Annotated in this window: 10 protein-coding genes and 1 tRNA gene; 8 read left to right on the top strand and 3 right to left on the bottom strand. The window is 46.4% G+C overall.

What is annotated here, in order from left to right:
- Positions 1–23: 23 nt before the first annotated feature.
- The 3 genes from LRS05_RS03805 to LRS05_RS03795 all read left to right on the top strand — a co-directional run bounded on the left by LRS05_RS03805 (position 24) and on the right by LRS05_RS03795 (position 15,281).
- Positions 24–7,535, top strand: a complete 7,512-nt coding sequence (locus LRS05_RS03805; RefSeq protein WP_257867105.1) for a T9SS type B sorting domain-containing protein — start codon at positions 24–26, stop codon at positions 7,533–7,535.
- Between the two features lie 194 nt (positions 7,536–7,729).
- Positions 7,730–14,203 (top strand): T9SS sorting signal type C domain-containing protein, encoded by a 6,474-nt coding sequence (locus LRS05_RS03800; protein WP_257867104.1) that lies wholly within the window; start codon positions 7,730–7,732, stop codon positions 14,201–14,203.
- A 226-nt stretch (positions 14,204–14,429) separates the two neighbouring features.
- On the top strand, positions 14,430–15,281 hold the full coding sequence (locus LRS05_RS03795) for a UDP-2,3-diacylglucosamine diphosphatase (protein ID WP_257867103.1): 852 nt from the start codon (positions 14,430–14,432) through the stop codon (positions 15,279–15,281).
- A 105-nt stretch (positions 15,282–15,386) separates the two neighbouring features.
- Here the strand turns inward: LRS05_RS03795 and LRS05_RS03790 are convergent, their stop codons facing one another.
- Together LRS05_RS03790 and LRS05_RS03785 are read right to left on the bottom strand one after the other, a co-directional pair.
- The gene (locus LRS05_RS03790; protein WP_257867102.1) at positions 15,387–16,703 is read right to left on the bottom strand and encodes a GH1 family beta-glucosidase; all 1,317 of its coding nucleotides are present in this window, start codon (positions 16,701–16,703) and stop codon (positions 15,387–15,389) included.
- A 26-nt stretch (positions 16,704–16,729) separates the two neighbouring features.
- Complete coding sequence (locus LRS05_RS03785; protein WP_257867101.1) at positions 16,730–17,770, bottom strand: glycosyltransferase family protein; 1,041 nt, start codon at positions 17,768–17,770, stop codon at positions 16,730–16,732.
- 238 nt (positions 17,771–18,008) lie between these two features.
- Here LRS05_RS03785 and LRS05_RS03780 point away from each other — a divergent pair, with 238 nt between their 5' ends.
- The 4 genes from LRS05_RS03780 to LRS05_RS03765 all read left to right on the top strand — a co-directional run bounded on the left by LRS05_RS03780 (position 18,009) and on the right by LRS05_RS03765 (position 20,795).
- Positions 18,009–18,326 (top strand): thioredoxin family protein, encoded by a 318-nt coding sequence (locus LRS05_RS03780; protein ID WP_257867100.1) that lies wholly within the window; start codon positions 18,009–18,011, stop codon positions 18,324–18,326.
- Between the two features lie 121 nt (positions 18,327–18,447).
- Positions 18,448–19,374: an FAD:protein FMN transferase gene (locus LRS05_RS03775; RefSeq protein WP_257867099.1), complete on the top strand. Its 927-nt coding sequence runs from the start codon at positions 18,448–18,450 to the stop codon at positions 19,372–19,374.
- A 2-nt stretch (positions 19,375–19,376) separates the two neighbouring features.
- The gene (locus LRS05_RS03770; protein WP_257867098.1) at positions 19,377–19,586 is read left to right on the top strand and encodes a DUF4266 domain-containing protein; all 210 of its coding nucleotides are present in this window, start codon (positions 19,377–19,379) and stop codon (positions 19,584–19,586) included.
- A gap of 18 nt (positions 19,587–19,604) precedes the next feature.
- Positions 19,605–20,795 carry a DUF3570 domain-containing protein gene (locus tag LRS05_RS03765; RefSeq protein ID WP_257867097.1) on the top strand — a complete coding sequence of 397 codons (1,191 nt, stop codon included), beginning with the start codon at positions 19,605–19,607 and terminating at the stop codon, positions 20,793–20,795.
- 38 nt (positions 20,796–20,833) lie between these two features.
- Here the strand turns inward: LRS05_RS03765 and LRS05_RS03760 are convergent.
- Positions 20,834–20,913, bottom strand: a tRNA-Leu gene (locus LRS05_RS03760).
- A 148-nt stretch (positions 20,914–21,061) separates the two neighbouring features.
- On the opposite strand from LRS05_RS03760, the gene LRS05_RS03755 reads away from it, so the two are divergent.
- Entirely contained in the window at positions 21,062–22,003 is a 942-nt protein-coding gene (locus LRS05_RS03755) for a ribose-phosphate pyrophosphokinase (protein ID WP_257867096.1), read from the top strand.
- Positions 22,004–22,009: the final 6 nt, after the last annotated feature.

Genomic DNA, 22,009 nt, shown 5'->3' with positions numbered 1-22,009 from the left:
AATTTTTTATTATACCGTTCTTTATGTTACTCGGCACTCTGAATATGAGTGGCCAGCTTTACCAGCATAACTTTGGAACAACAACCATAACTACACACCCTTATACGGCAGCACCTGTAACAATACATCCTAATTTATCCAACTCATCATGGACAAATAGCCAAAACAGCTGGACAAGCGGTGTTGGGGCGCCTCCGGGGCAGGCAATACAGGTAAACACATCTGTCGGCACAACAAGCATTTACCTTAAATTCAATGTTACCACAAATTATCAGGCAACTATAACATCATTTAATTTCTGGAGGGTTCGCAGTAATTCTGGCCCGCAAAACTGGGAACTTTTAATCAACAATACATCTGTTGCCACCGGTACAACACCAGTTAACACAGGGGCTTCTGTAGGCGTGACCACGCTGCCAACGCCTGTAAATATTACCGGGAACGCCACCATTGAACTCAGGCTGACCAACGCAACAGGTGGTTGGTTCAGGCTCGATGATTTTACTTTAAATGGTACAGTAGCGTCAACATGCAGCAGTATAGTTATTTCATCCTTCAGTCCGGCCACGGGGCCTGCCGGAACAAAAATTACCATTTTAGGTAATGGATTTACAGGTGCGAGCGCTGTTAAATTTAACGGGGTATCATCAACAAATTATACTGTACTGTCCAACACAGAAATTGAAGCAGTACTGCCATCTGGCGGGACTACCGGCAAAATAGATGTTTTTGACGCTGTTGGGTGTAACGGCTCATCATCAGGAAATTTTTCGGTGATGACATCACAATGCAGCACGCCGCAGGCACCCGTACCTGATATTTTCATATCAGAAGTATATGACCAGAAAACAGGAAGCGGTGGTATGATTGAGATATATAACCCTACTGCAAGTACTATTATATTTAACGGACAATACAGATTGCTAAGGTATGGAGATATTGAAGACAATACCCCTACCGCCGGTTATGACCTGGTACTGCCCGGCTCTATAGGGCCAAATAGTACACTGCTTTTATACGGTACAGCTCCACTACAGTCAATATGCACCACACCGCCTTCTACCATACAATTTGGAAACGGCTTTAACGGCAATGATAAATTTGAACTGCTCAAAAACAATGTTGTTATTGATGTTGCTCATATCACCAGCGCTGCAGCAGGTTTTACAACAAGGAGGAAACCCACGGCAATTGCGCCTAAAAACGTATTTAATAGTGCTGACTGGGATATTGTTGTGCATGGCACGAGTCCTGATCCGTCTTATTGTGCTGACCTCGGCGTATTCAATTTACCAACGCCGCCAACAGTTACACCTGTTGCAACAAAAACCATATGCGCGGGTGCCAGCACAACTTTTACAGCAACTCTTAGCAGCCCCACAGGTTATAGCTACCAATGGAAAATGCTTAACGCAGCAGGTAACTGGGTTAATGTAATAAACGGGCCAAACTTCAGCGGTGCTACATCTGCAACTCTTACTGTGATAGCTGCACCTGCATCGCTTGATGATACGCAATATTATTGCGAAATGACATCATCAAATTGCAACATAAAAAGTACAGCCGCACAACTTTATGTCATTAACCTTGACCCTCCCATACTCTCACAGACACCGCCAACCTGTACTACAGCCACAGGAACTATTACGGTACAGCCTGTTACAGGTGCAACATATAGTAATAATGGTACAACCTTTCAAAGTTCAAATATTTTTAACGGCCTTGCGCCCGGACCGTACACTATAACTATTAAGGTTGGAAACTGCACCGCATCTGATATTATAACGGTTGACCCGGCACCCGGTTCGCCTGCAACGCCACAACTGGCGCAGACCCCGCCTACATGCACAATAGCTACAGGCACAATTACAGTTACACCTGTAGCCGGATTGGAATACAGCCTTGACGGCGGCGCTTACCAGGCATCAAATATATTTACAGGGATAAATTTCGGTTCGCATACAGTGACGGTAAAAAATGCTGCGGGTTGTACAGCTTCGAACACCATAACGGTTGACCCGGCTCCGGGTTCGCCTGCCACGCCACAGCTGACGCAGACCCCGCCTACATGCACAGTAGCTATGGGTACAATTACAGTTACGCCTGTGGCCGGATTGGAATACAGCCTTGACGGAGGTGCTTACCAGGCATCAAATATATTTACAGGAGTAAACTCCGGTTCGCATACAGTGACAGTAAAAAATGCTGCGGGTTGTACAGCTTCAAACACCATAACGGTTGACCCGGCACCGGGTTCGCCTGCAACGCCACAACTGGCACAGACTCCGCCTACATGCACGGTAGCTACAGGCACAATTACAGTTACGCCTGTTGCCGGATTGGAATACAGCCTTGACGGAGGCGCTTACCAGACATCAAATATATTTACAGGGGTAAATTCCGGTTCGCATACAGTGACAGTAAAAAATGCTGCGGGTTGTACAGCTTCAAACACCATAACGGTTGACCCGGCACCGGGTTCGCCTGCAACGCCACAACTGGCACAGACTCCGCCTACATGCACAGTAGCTACAGGCACAATTACAGTTACGCCTGTTGCCGGAGTGGAATACAGCCTTGACGGCGGCGCTTACCAGGCATCAAATATATTCACAGGAGTAAATTCCGGTTCGCATACAGTGACCGTAAAAAATGCTGCGGGTTGTACAGCTTCAAACACCATAACGGTTGACCCGGCACCGGGTTCGCCTGCAACGCCGCAACTGACACAGACTTCGCCTACATGCACAGTAGCTACGGGTACAATTACAGTTACACCCATTGCCGGATTGGAATACAGCCTTGACAGTGGCGCTTACCAGGCATCAAATGTATTTACAGGAGTAAATTCCGGTTCGCATACGGTGACAGTAAAAAATGCGGCGGGTTGTACAACTTCAAACACTATAATAGTTGACCCGGCTCCGGGTTCGCCTGCCACGCCACAGCTGACGCAGACCCCGCCTACATGCACGGTAGCTACAGGCACAATTACAGTTACACCTGTTGCCGGATTGGAATACAGCCTTGACGGCGGCGCTTATCAATCATCAAATATATTCACAGGGGTAAATTCCGGTTCGCATACTGTGACGGTAAAAAATGCTGCGGATTGTACAGCTTCGAACACCATAATGGTTAGCCCGGCTCCGGCATCACCACAAATAGTGAATATTGGTATCCAGCATCCTACTTGTACTACTTCATTCGGCACAATCATAGTAAACGCACAGGGAACTGGGCTTGAATACAGTATTGGCGCTTTATTCCAGGCCAATAGCCAGTTCAGCAACCTCGCTCCGGGCACTTATAATGTTACCGTGAAAAATGCTGATGGATGTGAAGATTTTGGCACTGCAGTGATTAACGCTGTACCTCTGGCTCCCGTACAGCCTGTTGCGATACCTGTACAGCCTACCTGCAGTACATCAGGTTCAATAAGCGTAAATCCTATTGCCGGCGTTGAATATAGCCTTGACGGAGGGCCATACCAAACTTCTAACATCTTCAACAATGTATCGCAGGGAACACACATTATAACTGTGAGAAACGCTGCTAACTGTACAAATGCATCAGACCCGGTTACAATAAATGCTGCACCGGCAATACCTAATGCACCAATACTGTCGCAAACGCCTCCAAACTGTACAACCTCAACCGGAAGCATAGTAGTATTGCCTGTAGCAGGGCTTGAATATAAACTAGATAGCGGCGCTTACCAGGCATCAAACCAGTTTACTAATGTAACGCCGGGTCAGCACACAGTAACTGTAAGAAATGTTGACGGCTGTACAGCATCTGGCACTATAACAGTAGGCAATGCACCTGCTATACCTTCACAACCGCAATTGTCACAAATGCCGCCAACATGTACTACTGCTACAGGAACAATCACGGTAACATCTCCGGTTGGTTCAGGTTTTACCTACAGCCTTGATGGAATAAATTTCCAAACCAGCAATGTTTTTACCGTTGAGCCCGGAAGTTATACAGTTACTGTAATGAGTATTGATGGGTGTGTCTCAAATGAGGTTATTACTGTAAATCCATCTGCAGGTGGCCCTGTAGCCTCGAACCCGGCACCGCTTCAGGAGTGCGACCTGAACAATGACAACGTGGCATGCTTTAACCTGAACCCGACACTAGCCCAGCTTACAGCTACTATACCAAACGTCACCCTTACGGTACACGAGACCGAAGAAGGTGCAGAGTTCAACGGGTATGTAATACAGCCTGCACAATATAACTGTTATACTAACATTAACGCCAATGGCGCAGCAGTCCCAACTGTATATATAAGAGTGCAAAGCACGCTGACTGACTGTTTTGATGTTGTGGCCCTTCAGCTTATCGCCAACCCGGTACCTGAGGCTACAGAGCCTGAGCCGTACCATGTGTGCGATGACAATACAGACGGTGTAGCCGTATTCAACCTGAGCACAAGGAATGCCGAGATACTGGGCACGCAAAGCCCTGCCGACTATGTGGTGACCTACCACACCAGCCAGACAGCAGCAGATGCAGGCACAGGCGCCATTACCAACGTAACCAGCTACAGTAGCCCAAGCACCACGCTGTATGTAAGGGTAACCAATAATGTAGCCTCAAATCCAACAGGCTGTTATGACGTAGTAGCGCTTGAACTTGTGGTAGACCCGCTTCCGGTGGCCAACACCCCGGTGCCGTATACCTTGTGTGATGATAATAACCCGGGCGATGAGCGCGAGGTGTTTGACCTTACCACCAGGATAGCTGCTATAACAGGCGGTGCCACAGGCGTGAATGTAAGCTTCCACCTTACCATGGCGGCAGCCCAGGCAAACACAGGGGCGATAGCCACCCCTGAAGCCTATACCAACACCAGCACGGTACAGACCATCTTTGTAAGGGTGGCCAATGCTGTAACCGGCTGCTACAGGGTAGTGCTGATGGACATCAGGGTAGAGCCGCTTCCGCAGATAACCATGCCGCCGGCACAGAACCTTCAGGCATGCGGCGCCAACGGCTATGCGGTGTTTGACCTTCAGGCCCTTGAAGCAGCAATGATCAACAACGGCGTTGGCCTTGTGATACGTTTTTACGAAACCCTTGAAGATGCCCAGGCAGGTAACAATAACTATATAGCCAATACCTCAGGCTATACCAATATAATACCAAATGCCCAGTTTATCTATCTAAGGATAGAGAACACGGTGACAGGTTGCGTAAACACCCAGGTTGAGAGGCTTGAGCTTAAAGTAACCGCCCCGCCGGTGCTGGAAGAGCTTGATAACATAGTGCTGTGTGACCAGGACAGCAATGACCAGGACGGCGAGACCATAGTAAACCTGAGGCAGCGTGATGCCGATGTGCAAGCCATGTTAACAGGAACCGGCTATACCATAGAATACTTTAAGCAGGAAAGTTTTGCCCAGGCAGGTGCACCCAGGATAACCAACCCGACAACCTATATAGGCACTAATGGGGAGACCATCTGGGTAAGGGCTACCGATGGCGATGACTGCTTCGCCATAGCAAGCTTTGAACTGGAGATAGGCAAGCCGCTACAGCTAACCACGCCAACACCATTGGCAGTATGCAGCAATGTGATACCAAGCACAGGCTCGGCCACGTTTAACCTTACCACAAAAGACAATGAAATACTTGGGCCTTTCGGTGTAGGCCAGGGCTATACGGTAGAATACTTTGTACAGGACCCGCGCACCAACACCACGGCAGTGGCCATAGCTAACCCTGAGGCCTATGTGAAGCCTGCAGGAGCCGCGCAGACACTGTTTGTAAGGGTAACCGGCCCTGAAGGATGCCGCAGCTATACCACCCTAACGCTAAGGGTGCTGCCAAAGCCGAACCCGGATACCACCCCTGATGCCCTTGAGGAGTGCGAAGACCCTGCAATAGGGGCAGGCATGGCAGAATTTAACCTGAACGATGCAGAAGCCGACATCAGGAACAATGACAGCTCGGCCATCATCACCTTCCATACCAGTATGGCAGATGCTGAGGCAGGCACCAATGCAATACCAAATGCAGGAAACTACCAAAGCGCCGGCGCTACCATCTATGTAAGGATGACAGCCAATACGGGCAACCCGCTGGATACCCCGTGCTACAGTGTGGTGGAACTCCAGATAGTGGTGAACCCGCTTCCGGTACTGGGCAACCCTGCCAATACCCCTGCTATCAGGCCATATGCACAATGCCAGATACCATATATAGGCACGGCAACCTTTATACTTAACAGCCATACGCCGCAGATACTGATAGGCCAGAATGCAGCTGACTACAATGTGAGGTTCTTTGAAACCCTTGCAGCAGCACAGGCAGGCGCACCGGCCATGCCAAACCAGTACGTAAGCAGCGTGCCTCAGAAACAGGTATGGGTACGTGCCGACAACATAGCCACAGGATGCTATGCCATTGGTACATTTGACCTTCTTATAGACCTTGGTGCGGTAGCCAACACGCCAAACCCTGCCAATGTGCCTGACACATGTGACAATGACGGCACCAATGACGGTATAACGCAGCTTAACCTGACTACGATGGATGCCGACATTATAGGCGCCCAGCCGCAGCCGCAGTTTACGGTAACCTATTATGAAGAAGACCCGAGGGTGAACCCTGCCGCTGTGGCCATAGCAACCCCGAACGCGTATGTGAATACCAACTCACCTGATTTGGTAACAGTATGGGCAGTGGTAACAAACACCGCCACCCAGGCACCGTGCAGGGGGTATGTAAGCATTGACATCCTAGTTGAAAGGCTCCCTGAGCCGCAGCTTACAGGAGGCACCATATGTGTGGAATACCCTTCAGGTGCAATTGTGAGGCCGCTACCCCTTGACAGCGGGCTGGATGCCACCCATACCTTTGTATGGTACAGAGACGGCAACGTGATACCGGGAGCCACAGGGCCATCATACCTTGCAGAAGAGGCAGGGGCCTACTCTGTGATAGCCACCAGCGCCACAGGGTGCGTATCAAATCCGCAGACACCTGTACAGGTAGTACGCAGCAGCCAGGCAGTACCGGTAGGCAACGGTTATACGGTAAGCAATGCATTTAGTGATAACCAGACTATAACCATCACCGTAGAAGGCTATGGCAGCTATGAGTACAGGCTGGACAACGGCCCATGGCAGGCAAGCAACATCTTCACGGGTGTGACACCGGGAGACCATGATGTGAGAGTGCGCGACACCACGGCAGATGCCTGTGAGCCGCTTACCATAGTTGATGTAAGCATCATCGACTACCCGAACTTCTTCACCCCGAACGGAGACGGCTTCAATGACAGGTGGAACATCGTAGGCCTTGGCAGCCGGAACAACAATGCTACAGCCAAGATCTTCATCTTTGACCGCTACGGCAAGCTCATCAAGCAGATAGCCTCTGAAGGCGAGGGATGGGACGGCACCTACATGGGCAGCCCGGTACCGGCAGATGACTACTGGTTCACCGTAGAATACAAAGAAATGACAGACGGCGTGGAAGTGACCAAAGAGTTTAAAGCGCATTTCACGCTCAAGCGATAATAAATTTGTTTAGTTTTTGTGATTTTATCCTGAAGCCCCGCAAGGGGCTTTTCCTGTTAACAAAATGATAACAGAGTGTTGATATAAATGTGTATCTTAGTTAACATTTGAATACAATATTTGTAACCTCTTAAAATTCAACGGATAAAATTTAAAAAAATACTATAATGAAGAAACTACTACAAGAAAAATCGATGAAATGCATTTTTCTGATAATGTTTTTTTTAGCAGGTGTAGGAGCCTGGGCGCAGGTGACCTTACCCGCTACATCTCCATATTCTGAAAATTTTAATACTACTCCCGGAGCCAGCGGAACATCCTATCCTACAGGGTGGACTTCTTATGACGGGACTACTGCTGACAACGCGATGAGTGTTGGTACCTCAAGCAGTACAGCCGGAGCTAATTATAATTATGGCTCAAGAATAGGGCTTTTAGGATCTGGCAGTGCATTCTCACCTTCCTCAATTGTACTTTCAATAACAAATACAACGGGTAAGTCAGCATTAAAAATATCTTACAGTGTAATCAAAATCCGCGAACAAAACCGGAGTAACAGCTTTAATCTGGAAATAAGCACAACATCTCCAACAAGCGGATTTACCGCTGTTACCGGTGGGACTTATGCCTCCGGAACAATTGCGGAAGGTACGACAACAGCTTATACAAATATTGATATTTCAGCGCTTGATAATAGGTCGAGCACTGTATATATCCGCTGGAGTTACACAGAATTAGGCGGTAGCGGCTCACGTGACGGTATAGCGCTTGACAATGTATCAATATCTTACGCTACAGGAAATCCTCCAACAGTTGCTTCAACCGTAACGGCTACTGCCATTACAACAACCGGCGCTGCATCGGGTGGTAATATATCAAGCAATGGCGGCGCAACATTAACCGAGAGGGGTGTTGTATATTCATCAACCGCGACCACGCCAACCATATCTCATTCAAAATCAGTGGCCACAGGTACGGCTACAGGTGATTTTACAACCACACTTACAGGCCTTACACCCGGTACACTATATTATTACAGGGCATATGCAACAAATGCTGCCGGCACATCATATGCGCCAACAGTTTTAAGCTTCTACACAGCCTCCCTGCCAACAGTTACAACAACGGCACAGTCAAATGTTACTACAACTTCAGCCACAGGAGGTGGTAACGTCACCGCTTTGGGTACAACAGGAGGCACGTCAGTAACAGCAAGTACGGTAACCGCCAAAGGTATTGTATGGGCATTATCAACATCGGCCGACCCGACAATAACCACAAACCTGGGGATTACCAACGATGGTACAGGAACAGGCAGCTACCCTTCAACATTAACGGGGCTGTCAATGAATACATCTTATAAATACAGGGCTTATGCCACCAGCCCTGAAGGAACATCTTATGGAAGCATTGTAACATTTTCTACACTCAACATAGTAGCGCCTACAGTGGTAACAACCACATTCAATAACCAGGATGATGCCGGCGTAAATAGTGCGAATATTAAAGGTAGCGTAACAAACAACGGTAATGCTGCCATAGTACGCAAGGGCTTCGTATGGAATTCAACCGGTGAAAACCTTACCGTAGATAATGCCAATGCAACTACAGTTGATGATACAGATGATACCGATGCCGCTTTTACTATCGCAATATCAGGGCTTTTACCCAACTCAAGATATTACTATATCGCTTTCGCAAATAACGGTACTGCAACAGGCTACGGTGCAATAAATAATTTTTATAGCAAAGCAGCTACACCGGGTATGCCTGTGGTAAATAACCCAACAACTACAACACTTACTGTTACCAACGATGCAAATAGTAACCCTACAGCTACAGAGTATGTAATACGGATACTTACTCCTGTTGGCATACGTTACATCAACAGTCTGGGCGGCGTTACAGATACAGAAGTTTGGCTTACAGGCACTACGCTTGCTTCACCGCTTGTTGTTACCGGCTTGAGTGCGGGCACATCATATACTTTTGATGTAAAAGCGCGTAATATATCGGGTATCGAAACACCGTACAGCAGTTCAACAACAGAATCAACTGCATCACCATCGACTCCTTATTTCACGCTTATAGACAGCAGCCTTGCATTTGGCCCTTTGTGTATCAATACTACCAGCAACGCAGGCTACTTTACCTTTCAGGCAAATAATGTGCCGGTAGGACAGCAGATAGCCGTTTATAGTTTAGAAGGTTTCACATATTCTTTAACGGAGAACGGAACCTATCAAAACGGCTTGTTCTTCAACAATACTGGCTCAGCTATTACAGTTTATGTAAAATTCAGTCCTACAGCCGTACAGTCTTACCCTGAAGAAGTTGGCGGCGTTCCGGGTACAATTGGTATTAACTCAAACAATACAAGCACACTTAATATACCTGTATTTGGCGAAGGTGTAAATACGCCTGCCATGGCAGCAACAGGTACAAGCAGCAATGTAACAGTAACAGGGGCAACACTTGCAGGCCAGCTTACCCAGGGTTGTTCCGGTATTACAGGCTACGGTATAGAATACAGTACTACACCTGATTTTGGTGATGGTACGGGTACAGCTGTAGCAGGCAGTAATCTTGCTTCAGGAAACTTTACTGTTGATATTGCCGGCCTAACCGCATGTACTGTGTATTACTACAAAGCATATGTAACTGACGCAACAGGTACATATTATGGCACGCAGGGTACATTTACAACCCTTGCCCTATCTGCACCAGCCGGTACAGATGCAACTGGCCTAACACAAACCGGCTTTACAGCCAACTGGAATGCTGTACCGGGAGCTGCAGGCTATTACCTTGATGTAAGCGCCAACCCTGATTTTGAAACTATATTCTTAAACGAAGATTTTTCAGGTGTTACTGCACCTGCTGAAGGTGAGACTGATTACAATATAGCGGTTACAAACACAACCACGCCCGAAAACAAAAAGATAAACAGCCTTACCTCAACTACAGGATGGACAGGTACCAATGTATATGCAGAAAGTGGCAGTGTGAGGGTAGCAACAGGCAGCGGCACACACCATATTACAACACCTACTGTTAACCTATCTTCAACCGGTGGTATTGCTACGTTATACATCACTGCAAAACACGACGTATCTTCAACTACAAATAAATCAATCACTATTTTACATGCAGCAAATGGCTCAACTTTTTCAGCCACGTTGCAGACAATTGTATTAACCGACCAGTTTGTCACTTACAGCATACCTGTAACAGGAGGCACTGCAAACTCTAAATTCAGGATACAAACAGCTGCTACAAGCCTTAACAGGTTCCAGATCAGCGATATTAAAGTAAGCAACTCTCAACTTATTGCCGGCTACAACAACCTGGCTGTCACGACAGGCACATCTCAGGAAGTTACGGGCCTTAACCCTGATACCCAATACTACTACAGGGTGCGTGCGTATGGCACTAATTGTACAACAGACAATTCTAATACAATAGAAGTTACGACTTTAAAATATCTTACATTAGGCGAAACCGACAACCTTGCTTTTGGTGATGTATGTACTAATGCTACAGAAACAGGTTCTTTCACATTTACCGGTTCAGGAATGACGGGTGCAACGCTTACTGTTGCTGCGCTTACAGGGTATACTTACTCACTTACTGAAGAAGGCACTTATACCTCAACACTTTCAATTCCAGACTTTAACGGAGGTGAGATAACCGTATTTGTTAAGTTCAGCCCAACAGCAGTACAAGCCTATAACGGAAATATCGTGGTACAGGGCTCAGCGCCTTACACTGCCGCAACGCTGACAGTACCTGTAACAGGCGCGGGTATATTTAATGCTGCCGTGGCAACTGCCGAAGCTGCAGCCAACATTACTATGACATCGGCAAGTATAAACGCAACTTCAACAGAAGGTAACTGTACCACCAATACGGGCTATGGCATTGAGTACAGCACAATAAACAATTTTACACCGGGTAACGGCACACAGATAGCCGGCACAGGAATTACAGGCGGGGCATATACTGTTACACTTGAAAACCTTCTGCCTTGTAAAACGTATTATTACAGGGCATACACAACAACATCAGGCGCATCGGTTTACAGCGCACAGCTTTCATTCACAACCACTGCAATTGCAGCGCCTGAAAGCCTCGAAGCTACTGAAATAGCTGCCGGAAGCTTTACCGCAAACTGGGAGGCCGTAGAAAACGCAGCAGGTTACAAACTTGATGTAAGCACAAGCCCTGAGTTTGGGATTGGCAATTTTGGTACCGACCTTATCATATCAGAATACATTGAAAGCGTGACGGGCAATAATAAAGCTCTTGAAATTTATAATGGCACCGGTGCGGATGTTAACCTGTCGGGATACTCTCTAAGGCAACAGCAAAATGGTAGCGGGAATTTCGGGGCGACGTCGTCATACATATTCAATTTTCCTGCTGTTAGCCTTCCTGCCGGCAGCGTTTACATTCTTAGGTCAGATGGAGCTACCAGCCTGACTATTGACCCTGCTCATCCTTCAGGCTTGACTACTTCGCTGAATTTTAGCCAATCAGCCCAAGGTGGCCCAACAGTGCATTTTACAGGCAATGATGCAATAGGCTTGTTTAAAGGCAGCACAATGATTGATATTGTTGGTGTGGCAAACAGCAGCGCCAACTGGGGTGCTGATGTAAACCTGAGAAGGAAAGCATCGGTATTATCACCGTCAACCACATATAATACAAACGAATGGATAGCTGAAACTGTAGCAACTAATGTTTTCATTTCATATTTAGGCAAGCATACCTATGACGGCGGCCTTATCCCTCTGTTTGTTGATGGTTATGAAAACTTTGATGTAGCGGGTGGGTCATCATCTTCTGCCGCAGTTACAGGCCTTGATCCATTTACAACATACTACTACAGGGTAAGCGCTTATACAGCTGATTGTACAACTGCAGAATCTGAAACTGTAGAGGTAATTACAAGAGGTACGGTTACATGGAAAGATGTAAACGGTACTGCTAAATGGGTTCCTGAATTCTACGCTGACGGCACTACTCCATTAGTAATAAATGAAACTATTGACACCGCTATTGAAACCAACTATAATACGGGTACAAACGGCGTGTTTACACCAAAAAGCGTAACGATAAACAGCGGTATATTCACAGTTGCAGCAGGTACAAACTTTACCGTTGAGAATAACATAGTAAACAATGCCACTGCCGAAAACTTTGTGGTGGAGAACAATGGTAACCTGATCCAGAATAATGCACAAAACAACAATAGCGGCGCAATCACTGTTAAGCGTGACAGCTCACCACTGTTCAGGAATGACTATGTAATGTGGTCATCGCCGGTAGCGGGTCAGGATATAGTTTCATTTTCACCAGCTACAACTCCGGGGCGTTATTACCAATACAGTCCTGAGCCGGGAGAAAATGAAGGACAAGAAAATGGAATGTATATAGGCGCAAATGGTAATTTTGAACCAGGGAAAGGATATCTTATACGTATGCCAAATGGCGGTTATAATTTTGACACGCAAGCTCCAACAGGCACTATAAACGGTACTGTGACGCAATACAATAATGGTACTGCCACAATGGTTTTCAACGGTAAATTTACGGGAGTTCCAAATAATGGCGATATTTCAGTAACGCTTTCAAATACAGGCGGAAGCTATCACCTTGTTGGTAACCCCTACCCTTCACCGCTTAACCTGCCGGCATTCCTGTCGCAGAATGAAAACGTAATTACAGGGACGGTTTATGTTTGGCGTAAAAAGAATGCATCAACAGCAACGTCAGCCTACGTAACCATGAACAGGTCAGGCCAATATGTAGATAACGGAGAACCGAATACCGATCTTGATCCGCTTGGGGTTATACGTACAGGCCAGGGCTTCATAGTTCAGATGGTTGAAAACCCAACGGATAATGAGGTTGTGTTTAATAACAGCATGCGAAGTGAAAATACATCCAACCAATTCTTCAGGAATGCGAACAACAGCATTCAACGCCCTGAGAGCCATGGGGTTTATCTTAACCTGACCAATGCTGCCGGAGTATATTCGCAGATGTATACCGGTTATATCGACGGCGCAACAGATGGGCCGGATAATGGTATTGATGCAGAGTATATCAATGATAAGCCTAACGTACTTTCAACAGCGATGGCCGGAAAAGAATATGTGATACATGGCCGTGCGTTGCCTTTTAACACTGAAAATACAGAGCCGCTTCAGTTGCGTGTGGCATCATCGGGAGATTATACAATTGCTATTGACAGGACAGAAGGATCTTTCGATACACAAGACATTTACCTGAAAGATAACCTGTTGAATGTTGTACATAATATTAAAGCCAGCCCTTATACTTTTACAACAACAGCGGGAACTTTTACGGGCCGCTTTGAGGTTGTGTATAGCCCTGACGGAACTTTGGGCACTCAAAATCCGGTAGCTGATGAGAACAGTATCATTATATTCAAACAGGATAATACACTTAAAATCAATTCACTAAAAGAAGAGATAAGTGAAGTAACTGTATTTGATATCAGGGGCCGTAAGTTATACGAAACTACTAATGTAAATGCGCTTTCGTCCGAAGCAAACGGACTTCAGGCTGAACAACAAGCACTTATAATAAAAGTAAAAACAGCAAACGGCGCGGTTATCAGCAAAAAAGTAATCTTTTAGTCTTACTTGATCATATAGGAAAAAACGCCTGCTGGTTTCAGCAGGCGTTTTGTTTTAATGCGGTGTAGCTTTTAACATATTTTTAATAACGGAAAGATTACATCTAAAAATTTTTTATATACTGTGGTCTTCCAAATTATCTCTAAATCTGAAAACTTAAAAATAATACTGCCTTAACCTGCACTTTATTTAAAGTCAGTTATTTAGCTCTATTAGATGAAATTTCATGAAAAAGCGCGAAGTTGACCTCGTTGTAATATCTGATGTTCACCTCGGCACGTACGGCTGCCACTCAAAAGAATTGCTGATTTATCTCAAAAGCATCAACCCGAAACAAATTATCCTGAACGGTGACATCATCGACATCTGGCAGTTCAGCAAATCGTACTGGCCCGAAAGCCACATGAAAGTAGTGCGACGCATCATGAAGTTTATTACCGATGGCGTACCGGTATACTACCTCACCGGGAACCATGACGAAATGCTGCGTAAGTTTGTTGACATTAATATGGGGAGCTTCCGTCTTCAAAATAAACTGGTGCTGAACCTCAACGGACAAAAGGCATGGTTCTTTCACGGTGATGTGTTTGATGTGACCATGCAAAACTCAAAGTGGCTAGCAAAGCTTGGGGCTGTAGGTTATGACACGCTCATCCTGCTCAACAGCTTCGTTAACTGGTGCCTGACTAAAATGGGCCGTGAGAAGATGAGTTTCTCAAAAAAGATAAAGGCAAAATTTAAAGATGCCGTGAAGTTCATCAACGATTTTGAAAATACTGCCGCCGAACTGGCAATTGACAAAGGCTACAGCTTTGTGGTATGCGGGCACATTCACCAGCCAGAAATGCGTGAGATAAAGATGCACAACGGAAGCGTACTGTACCTGAACTCGGGCGACTGGGTAGAAAACCTGACATCTCTGGAATATGATAACGGCGAGTGGAGCATCTTTAAATTCAATGCGGCAGACTATACAGACAACGATGAAAACGAAGACACACTCGACAATGACAACCTGAGCGAGATGCTGAACGTGAAGTCCCTGTTCATGAATTTTAAAATGGAGACTGCGGAGTAGGCTTTTTATGGAACGCGGATGACGCGGATTTGGCAGATGATCGCAGATTTATAATCCATAATTACTTAGCTAGCATTCGGGCCAATCTTTCAATGTTTCAATCTTTCAATCTCCACCCAAAAACTTTCCATACCACTTTCCGGAAGCCTTAACAGTGCGCTGCTGGGTTTCAAAATCTACATGAATAAGCCCGAACTTGGGACGATAGCCTTCATTCCACTCAAAATTATCGGTGAGCGTCCATACAAAATAACCGCTTACTTCCAGGCCTTCGTCTTTAGCCTTCTTTACCTGTTTCAGGTGGTTTTGAATATAGGCCATCCGTTCAGTGTCAATCACTTTCCCGTCAACCATAGTATCGGGGAAAGCCGCGCCGTTTTCTGTGATGTATATTTTAGTGATGCCGTCATATTCGTTGAATTTCTTTATCATCTGGTATATGGCCGGCGGATACACCTCCCACCCCATCGCGGTTAGGGGCACCTGGCGCTTTTTGGCATCAACCAGCACCGCATTCACATACGGTGTAATAACGGAGTGCTTTACCACTTCACGTGTATAGTTCTGTATGCCGATGAAATCAAATGTAAAGACCATTTTCGCCTCATCGCCCTCTTTAAAATGTTTACGTATCTTCTTCAGCACGGGCAGGTCGGCCTCGGGGTAGCCAAATCCGAGCAATGGCTCTATGAAGAGGCGGTTTAATAATGCATCAACCCTTTGGGCTGCGATTATATCTTTTGGCGAATCGGTCTTTGGCTGGATATAAGAGCCGGAGAATGTCGTGCCGACTTCCGCTTCAGGCAACAGCGCTTTCAGCACACGGCCGCCTTCTGCCATAGCCAGCACAGCATGGTGCACCGCGGGGAGGAAATTGCCCAGTCCACGCCTGCCTGGTGCGTGTATGCCCATAAAATAACCCGCCCCTGTAAACACCATAGGCTCGTTCATCACCATCCAGTATTTTACGCGATCGCCAAAAGCTTCGGCACAAACTCTTACATATTCCGCAAACCAGTCAACTATCTCGCGGTTCGCCCACCCCCCTTTCAGCTCCAGCTCATGTGGCAGGTCCCAATGGTATAGCGTAATCCAGGGCTCAATGCCATTTGCCAGGCACTCGTCAATCAGGCGGTTGTAGTAAGCAATCCCTTCCGGATTTACTTCGCCAATACCGTTGGGAATAATTCGCGACCACGACAGCGAGAACCTGAAGTTGGGTATGTTCAGCTCATTTATAAGGGCTACATCATCTTTATAACGGTTGTAAAAATCGCAGGCAGTGTTGCCGTGGTGGCGCTCGTGGCAGCTACCCTTAGCGGTAAACACATCCCAGATGGAAAGTCCTTTGCCATGCGCATCGTGCCCACCCTCAATCTGGTACGCAGCGGTTGAAACACCCCATTTAAAGTCGGGGTCCAAAAGCTTTTTTATGTAAGGCAGGCTTTTCAGGCTTCATCTGCAAAATGGGTAACAGGTAATTTATTTTCGAAAGATGTGCCGCTGCTGTGCTTTTTAATGATCATATCTATAATGTCCTGCGTGTTGTCAGGATAGTCAACGGCTATCCTCTCATTACTTTCAAGCCAATCCGCAATTGCTGAGGAATGTTTTGGTTTCAGGCTTTTTACCACCGGCACACCCATAGCTTTTAGCGCGGCAGCGTTAAGGTGCTGTTCATACTGGTTTTTCATGGGGATAACCAGCAGCTTCTTGCCTAAAAACAGCGCTTCGGCCGGAGTCTCAAAACCGGCGCCGCACAATACTCCGGTTGATGATGCCATGCTTTGTATAAACTTTTCATTGTTGATAGGTTGTATAGTGATGTTGCCAATTTCCATAGGGCGCTTATTGTGCTTAGAGAATACCTCCCACTTTACATCATGAAATACAGATAGCCTCGATATCAGTCGGGCATCGTCATATGACGGCAGGTATACGGTATAGTGGCCTTTATCTGTAACCTGCAAATCACGCACCTGCTGCCGTATCACAGGTGTAAAGATGGTGTCGCCCTCCCCCTGAAAATTAAAACCATACCGCGTGCTGGCCGGGGCATAGTTGTGCAGGATAAAGCGTCCCATAGGGTCGGCGTGCTCAGGCTGGTGGGCGTTTGGTGAGATAACGGCCGCCTGGTGACTCAGCGCAATGCAGGGCTTGTTGGCGAGATAGCAGGCCCAGGCCGACACCGGCTCGAAATCGTTTATCACCATGTCATACTTTTCTATTGGGAGGCTTTTAACCTCGCGCACCAGCTTACGGATGTTGGTTTTGGCCAGTGTCTTGAGCAGGTTTACGCCCCCGCGCTTCCCGAAGATAAAGCTCATGCCTTTAAGGCGGTACTTTACCTCAAACGGCAGGGAAAGATCGCCTTGGATGCCGCTTACCAGTATTTCGACCTCACCGTGCTTCTGCAGGCAGGGAATAACGTCCATCGCGCGGCTCAGGTGGCCGTTGCCGGTACCCTGTATGGCATAGAGAATCTTCATGTAAACAAATCCTAAAGTTTTGATTACCCTTAATTTAAAGGCTTTACAAATGTAATTTGCTTACAGCGGACAGGTGTTAAGAAAAGGTGTTGTTTTGATTAAGAAAGATAGATGGAATCATTGCCTGGCAATATATTTATTTAAACTAAAATTAAACTGTGCCATTGTAAGAAAATTACCTTTTAGCTCAACAATTTTGTAATCGGGTTTGCGTTACATTTACATTAAATTCACCTTTATGAAAACGCTGCTTTTTATACTTGTTGCGGTGTTGCCTTTGCAATGGGGCACTGATTTCGAAAGCGCAAAAAAAACCGCCCGGGATAAACACGAACTTATACTTGTAAATTTCTCAGGGTCTGATTGGTGTGCGCCATGTATACAAACCCGCAAAGAATACTTCGAGAGTGAAGCTTTCGAAAAATTTGCGGCAGACAATCTTGTACTGGTAAACGCCGATTTCCCTCGAAAAAGAAGAACCAGCTATCACCGGAGCAAACTAAAAAGAATGAAGCGCTGGCTGACAAATATAACAAAGAAGGTAACTTCCCGCTAACGCTACTTATAGATGCTGACGGCAAGGTCATAAAATCGTGGAAAGGCAAACCTGAGGCGCCTGTTGAGAAATGGGTGGCTGAACTGAAATCTATCTGCCAGGCACGCAAAGCCAAGAACTAATGCACGACTACTCGCAGTCTCTCAAGCTGATGGGCAACAACTTTACCATTACAGTTGTTGCAGCTTCAGAACCTGAAGGCCGGGAATATATAACTACAGCTGTTAACGAGATACGGCGTATTGAAGCGCTGCTCACTACTTATAACGAAAAAAGCCAGACAAGCCTCATCAATGCTAATGCGGGTATAAAGCCTGTAGCAGTCGACAAGGAAGTATTTGAACTGATAGCGCGCAGTATTGCGATTTCAAACATTACGCAGGGTGCATTTGATATTACGTATGGCGGGCTTGACAAAAGCCTGTGGAATTTTGACCGCAACATGAGTGCCCTTCCGTCAAAAGAAGAAGCCCTGCAAAGCGTTCATCTTATCAATTTTAAAAATATTGAGCTCGATAATAATAACGGCACGGTGTTCCTGAAACAAAAAGGCATGCGCATAGGCTTCGGTGGTATTGGCAAGGGTTATGCTGCCGAGATGGCAAAACGGCTGCTTATAAAAAACAACGTACAAAGCGGCATTGTAAATGCCAGCGGAGACCTCACGGCATGGGGCATGCAGCCATCGGGCAAGCCGTGGCGCATTGGTATTTCAAATCCTGATGACCCGGCAAAGGTGTTTTCTTACCTCGATATTTCGGGAAAGGCGGTGGCAACATCGGGCAATTATGAGAAATATGTGATGATAGGCGGCAAAAAATATTCGCATACTATAGACCCGAAAACAGGGCTGCCGGTAACGGGCATAAAAAGCGTCACGGTAATAAGCGAAAACGCTGAGTTTGCCGATGCCATGGCTACGCCCGTATCGGTTATGGGAATAAACGCGGGGCTGCATTTAGTGAATCAGATTCCCGGGTTACACTGTATAATAATTGACGACCATAATAAACTATACACTTCAAAAGACATTAACCTGAAACACTGATTATGAAAAAGTTTCTATTGTGTGCAGCCTTCTGTTGCATGCTCGCATCTTGCGCAGAGGTTAAAGAATACCAGAAAAATAAGATAAATGATGCCGAGATGGCGCTGTCTAACCGCAAGGTTGAGAAAACAGAACTGAATTTTCAGTCGTACCGTGAAGGGTCATCTGGAGCTAATGCAGGTAAAAGCGGCGGTGGCTGCGGTTGCAACTAATATTTCAAGTCAGTAAACATGAAACGCTACTTTATCACCGGGCTTGCATTATTGGGTTTAATGAGGGCTTATGCACAATCAGAAAAAGAACAGGACTCCAGTTCTTACAAATCAAAAAAACTGAAGATTGAGGAGATAGACCTCGTGTCGAGCTACTACCGGCAGGATGGTAATAACGCCGCGGTTACAGGAGGCATCGGCTCTGAAAAGCTGACCGACATATCAAACATCATTGATGTGAACCTTGTAAAGTATGGCGAAAGCGGCATTAAGCACAATTTTAATGTGGAGCTGGGTGTAGACCATTATACATCGGCATCTTCAGATCAGGTTGACCTCCAGGCGAATTCATCAGCATCATCGTCAGATATCCGCATCTATCCTTCATTAACTTACGTGAGGGAAAATGAAGAAAAAGGTACAACTATTGGCGCGGGCGTATCCTCATCTACCGAATATGATTACCAGTCGTTCGGCGGAAACATTAGCTATGCCAAAAAAACCAAGGACAGAAATGGAGAGTTTACGGCACGTTTCCAGACGTACATAGACCAGGTGAAAATGGTGGCACCAACGGAATTGCGGGGTGATGCCGACACGCGCAGCAGCGGTACAAGCGGGCGTAATACCTTTCTCGGGTCGCTGAGCTATTCGCAAATCGTGAATAAAAACTTTCAACTTCTCTTCCAGGCCGATGTTGTGGCGCAGCAGGGTTACTTGGCACTACCATTTCACCGCGTGTATTTTGCTGATGGCAGCGTTCACCAGGAAAAGCTTCCGGAAAGCAGGCTGAAGATTCCGCTTGCGGTGCGCGGCAGTTACTTTTTGGGTGACAACGTAATCATAAGAGGTTACTACCGGTTTTATACCGATGACTGGGGCGTGAAATCACATACCGCGAATATTGAAGTGCCGGTAAAGATCTCGCCGTTTTTCTCGGTGAGTCCGTTCTACAGGTATTATACGCAAAGTGCCGCCAAATACTTTAATGGGTTTGAAATGCACACCGCCCTCAACGAATTTTTTACCAGCAATTATGACCTGTCTAAATTCGACAGCCATTTTATGGGACTCGGCTTTCACATTGCCCCGGTAAATGGTGTCTTCGGCATACAACGCCTCACCATGCTCGAGATACGGTACGGGCATTACACACGGTCAACCAATCTTGATTCGGATATTGTGAGTTTTAACTTTAAGTTTAAGTAGGGTGATAAAAAAAAGCCCCTCAAATGAGGAGCTTTCAGTACCTGGAGTGGGAATCGAACCCACACACCTAAGTACACGAGTTTGAGTCGTGCGCGTCTACCAATTCCGCCATCCAGGCAATGCAATTGTGGGTGCAAATTTAAAAAATAATCTGTAACTCACAGAAAAATAAGCGGAAAATTACTTTTAACCTTAAATTAAATTCCTAACTTTGCACGCTGATTGCACAACACAACAACTAACTAACTACTAAACAAACAATTAAAATGCCGCACACAGAACCGGAGGCTAAAATATTTGCCTGTTCGCAAAGTGTTTACCTGGCAGAGCAGATAGCCAAAAGCTATGGCGTGCCTATGGGTAAGGTAACGTTCTCAAAATACAGCGATGGCGAGTTTCAGCCAAGCTTTGAAGAGTCTATAAGGGGTTTACGAGTATTTTTGATATGCTCTACCTTCCCCTGCTCGGATAACCTGATGGAACTGCTGCTGATGATAGATGCAGCCAAAAGGGCATCGGCCAGGCACATTACTGCCGTGATACCATACTTTGGCTGGGCAAGGCAGGACAGGAAAGACAAGCCGCGTGTGCCGATAGGCGCCAAACTTGTTGCCAAACTGCTTGAGACCGCAGGTGCAACACGCATCATGACGATGGACCTGCATGCCGACCAGATACAAGGGTTCTTCGAGAAACCGGTTGACCACCTGTTTGCCTCGACCATCTTTGTGCCTTACATTAAGGCGCTGAACCTGGAGAACCTGACGATTGCTTCGCCCGATATGGGTGGCTCAAAAAGAGCGTATGCTTACAGCAAGTTCCTGAGCAGTGATGTAGTGATTTGCTACAAGCAGCGCAAGGAAGCCAACGTAATTGAAACGATGGAGCTGATAGGTGAAGTGACAGGCCGCAACATTGTGCTGATTGATGACATGGTTGACACGGGAGGCACGCTTGCAAAAGCAGCCGACCTTATGATAGAAAGAGGCGCACTGAGCGTACGCGCCATTTGTACACATGCCATATTAAGCGGCAATGCGTATGAAAAGCTCGAAAATTCTAAACTGTCTGAACTTATTGTGACCGACAGTATTCCGCTGAAGAAGGAAAGCAGTAAGATAAAAGTTGTATCTTGCGCCGGCCTTTTTGCCGATGTGATGCACATGGTGCAGGATAACAGGAGCATAAGCGGTAAGTTTATTGTGTAATTTTTT

Source organism: Flavobacterium sp. J372 (assembly GCF_024699965.1).
In the GTDB taxonomy this organism is placed as follows: Bacteria; Bacteroidota; Bacteroidia; order Flavobacteriales; family Flavobacteriaceae; genus Flavobacterium.
Note: the sequence above shows the minus strand (reverse complement) of the source record. Positions and strands in the feature narration are given on the sequence as shown.

Bases quoted from the DNA above. Each gene is read 5' to 3' on its own strand.
- LRS05_RS03775 (WP_257867099.1), top strand. From the start codon at position 18,448: ATGCACGACTACTCGCAGTCTCTCAAGCTGATGGGCAACAACTTTACC.
- LRS05_RS03785 (WP_257867101.1), bottom strand. From the start codon at position 17,770: ATGAAGATTCTCTATGCCATACAGGGTACCGGCAACGGCCACCTGAGC.
- LRS05_RS03770 (WP_257867098.1), top strand. From the start codon at position 19,377: ATGAAAAAGTTTCTATTGTGTGCAGCCTTCTGTTGCATGCTCGCATCT.
- LRS05_RS03755 (WP_257867096.1), top strand. From the start codon at position 21,062: ATGCCGCACACAGAACCGGAGGCTAAAATATTTGCCTGTTCGCAAAGT.
- LRS05_RS03805 (WP_257867105.1), top strand. From the start codon at position 24: ATGTTACTCGGCACTCTGAATATGAGTGGCCAGCTTTACCAGCATAAC.
- LRS05_RS03795 (WP_257867103.1), top strand. From the start codon at position 14,430: ATGAAAAAGCGCGAAGTTGACCTCGTTGTAATATCTGATGTTCACCTC.
- LRS05_RS03765 (WP_257867097.1), top strand. From the start codon at position 19,605: ATGAAACGCTACTTTATCACCGGGCTTGCATTATTGGGTTTAATGAGG.
- LRS05_RS03780 (WP_257867100.1), top strand. From the start codon at position 18,009: ATGAAAACGCTGCTTTTTATACTTGTTGCGGTGTTGCCTTTGCAATGG.
- LRS05_RS03800 (WP_257867104.1), top strand. From the start codon at position 7,730: ATGAAATGCATTTTTCTGATAATGTTTTTTTTAGCAGGTGTAGGAGCC.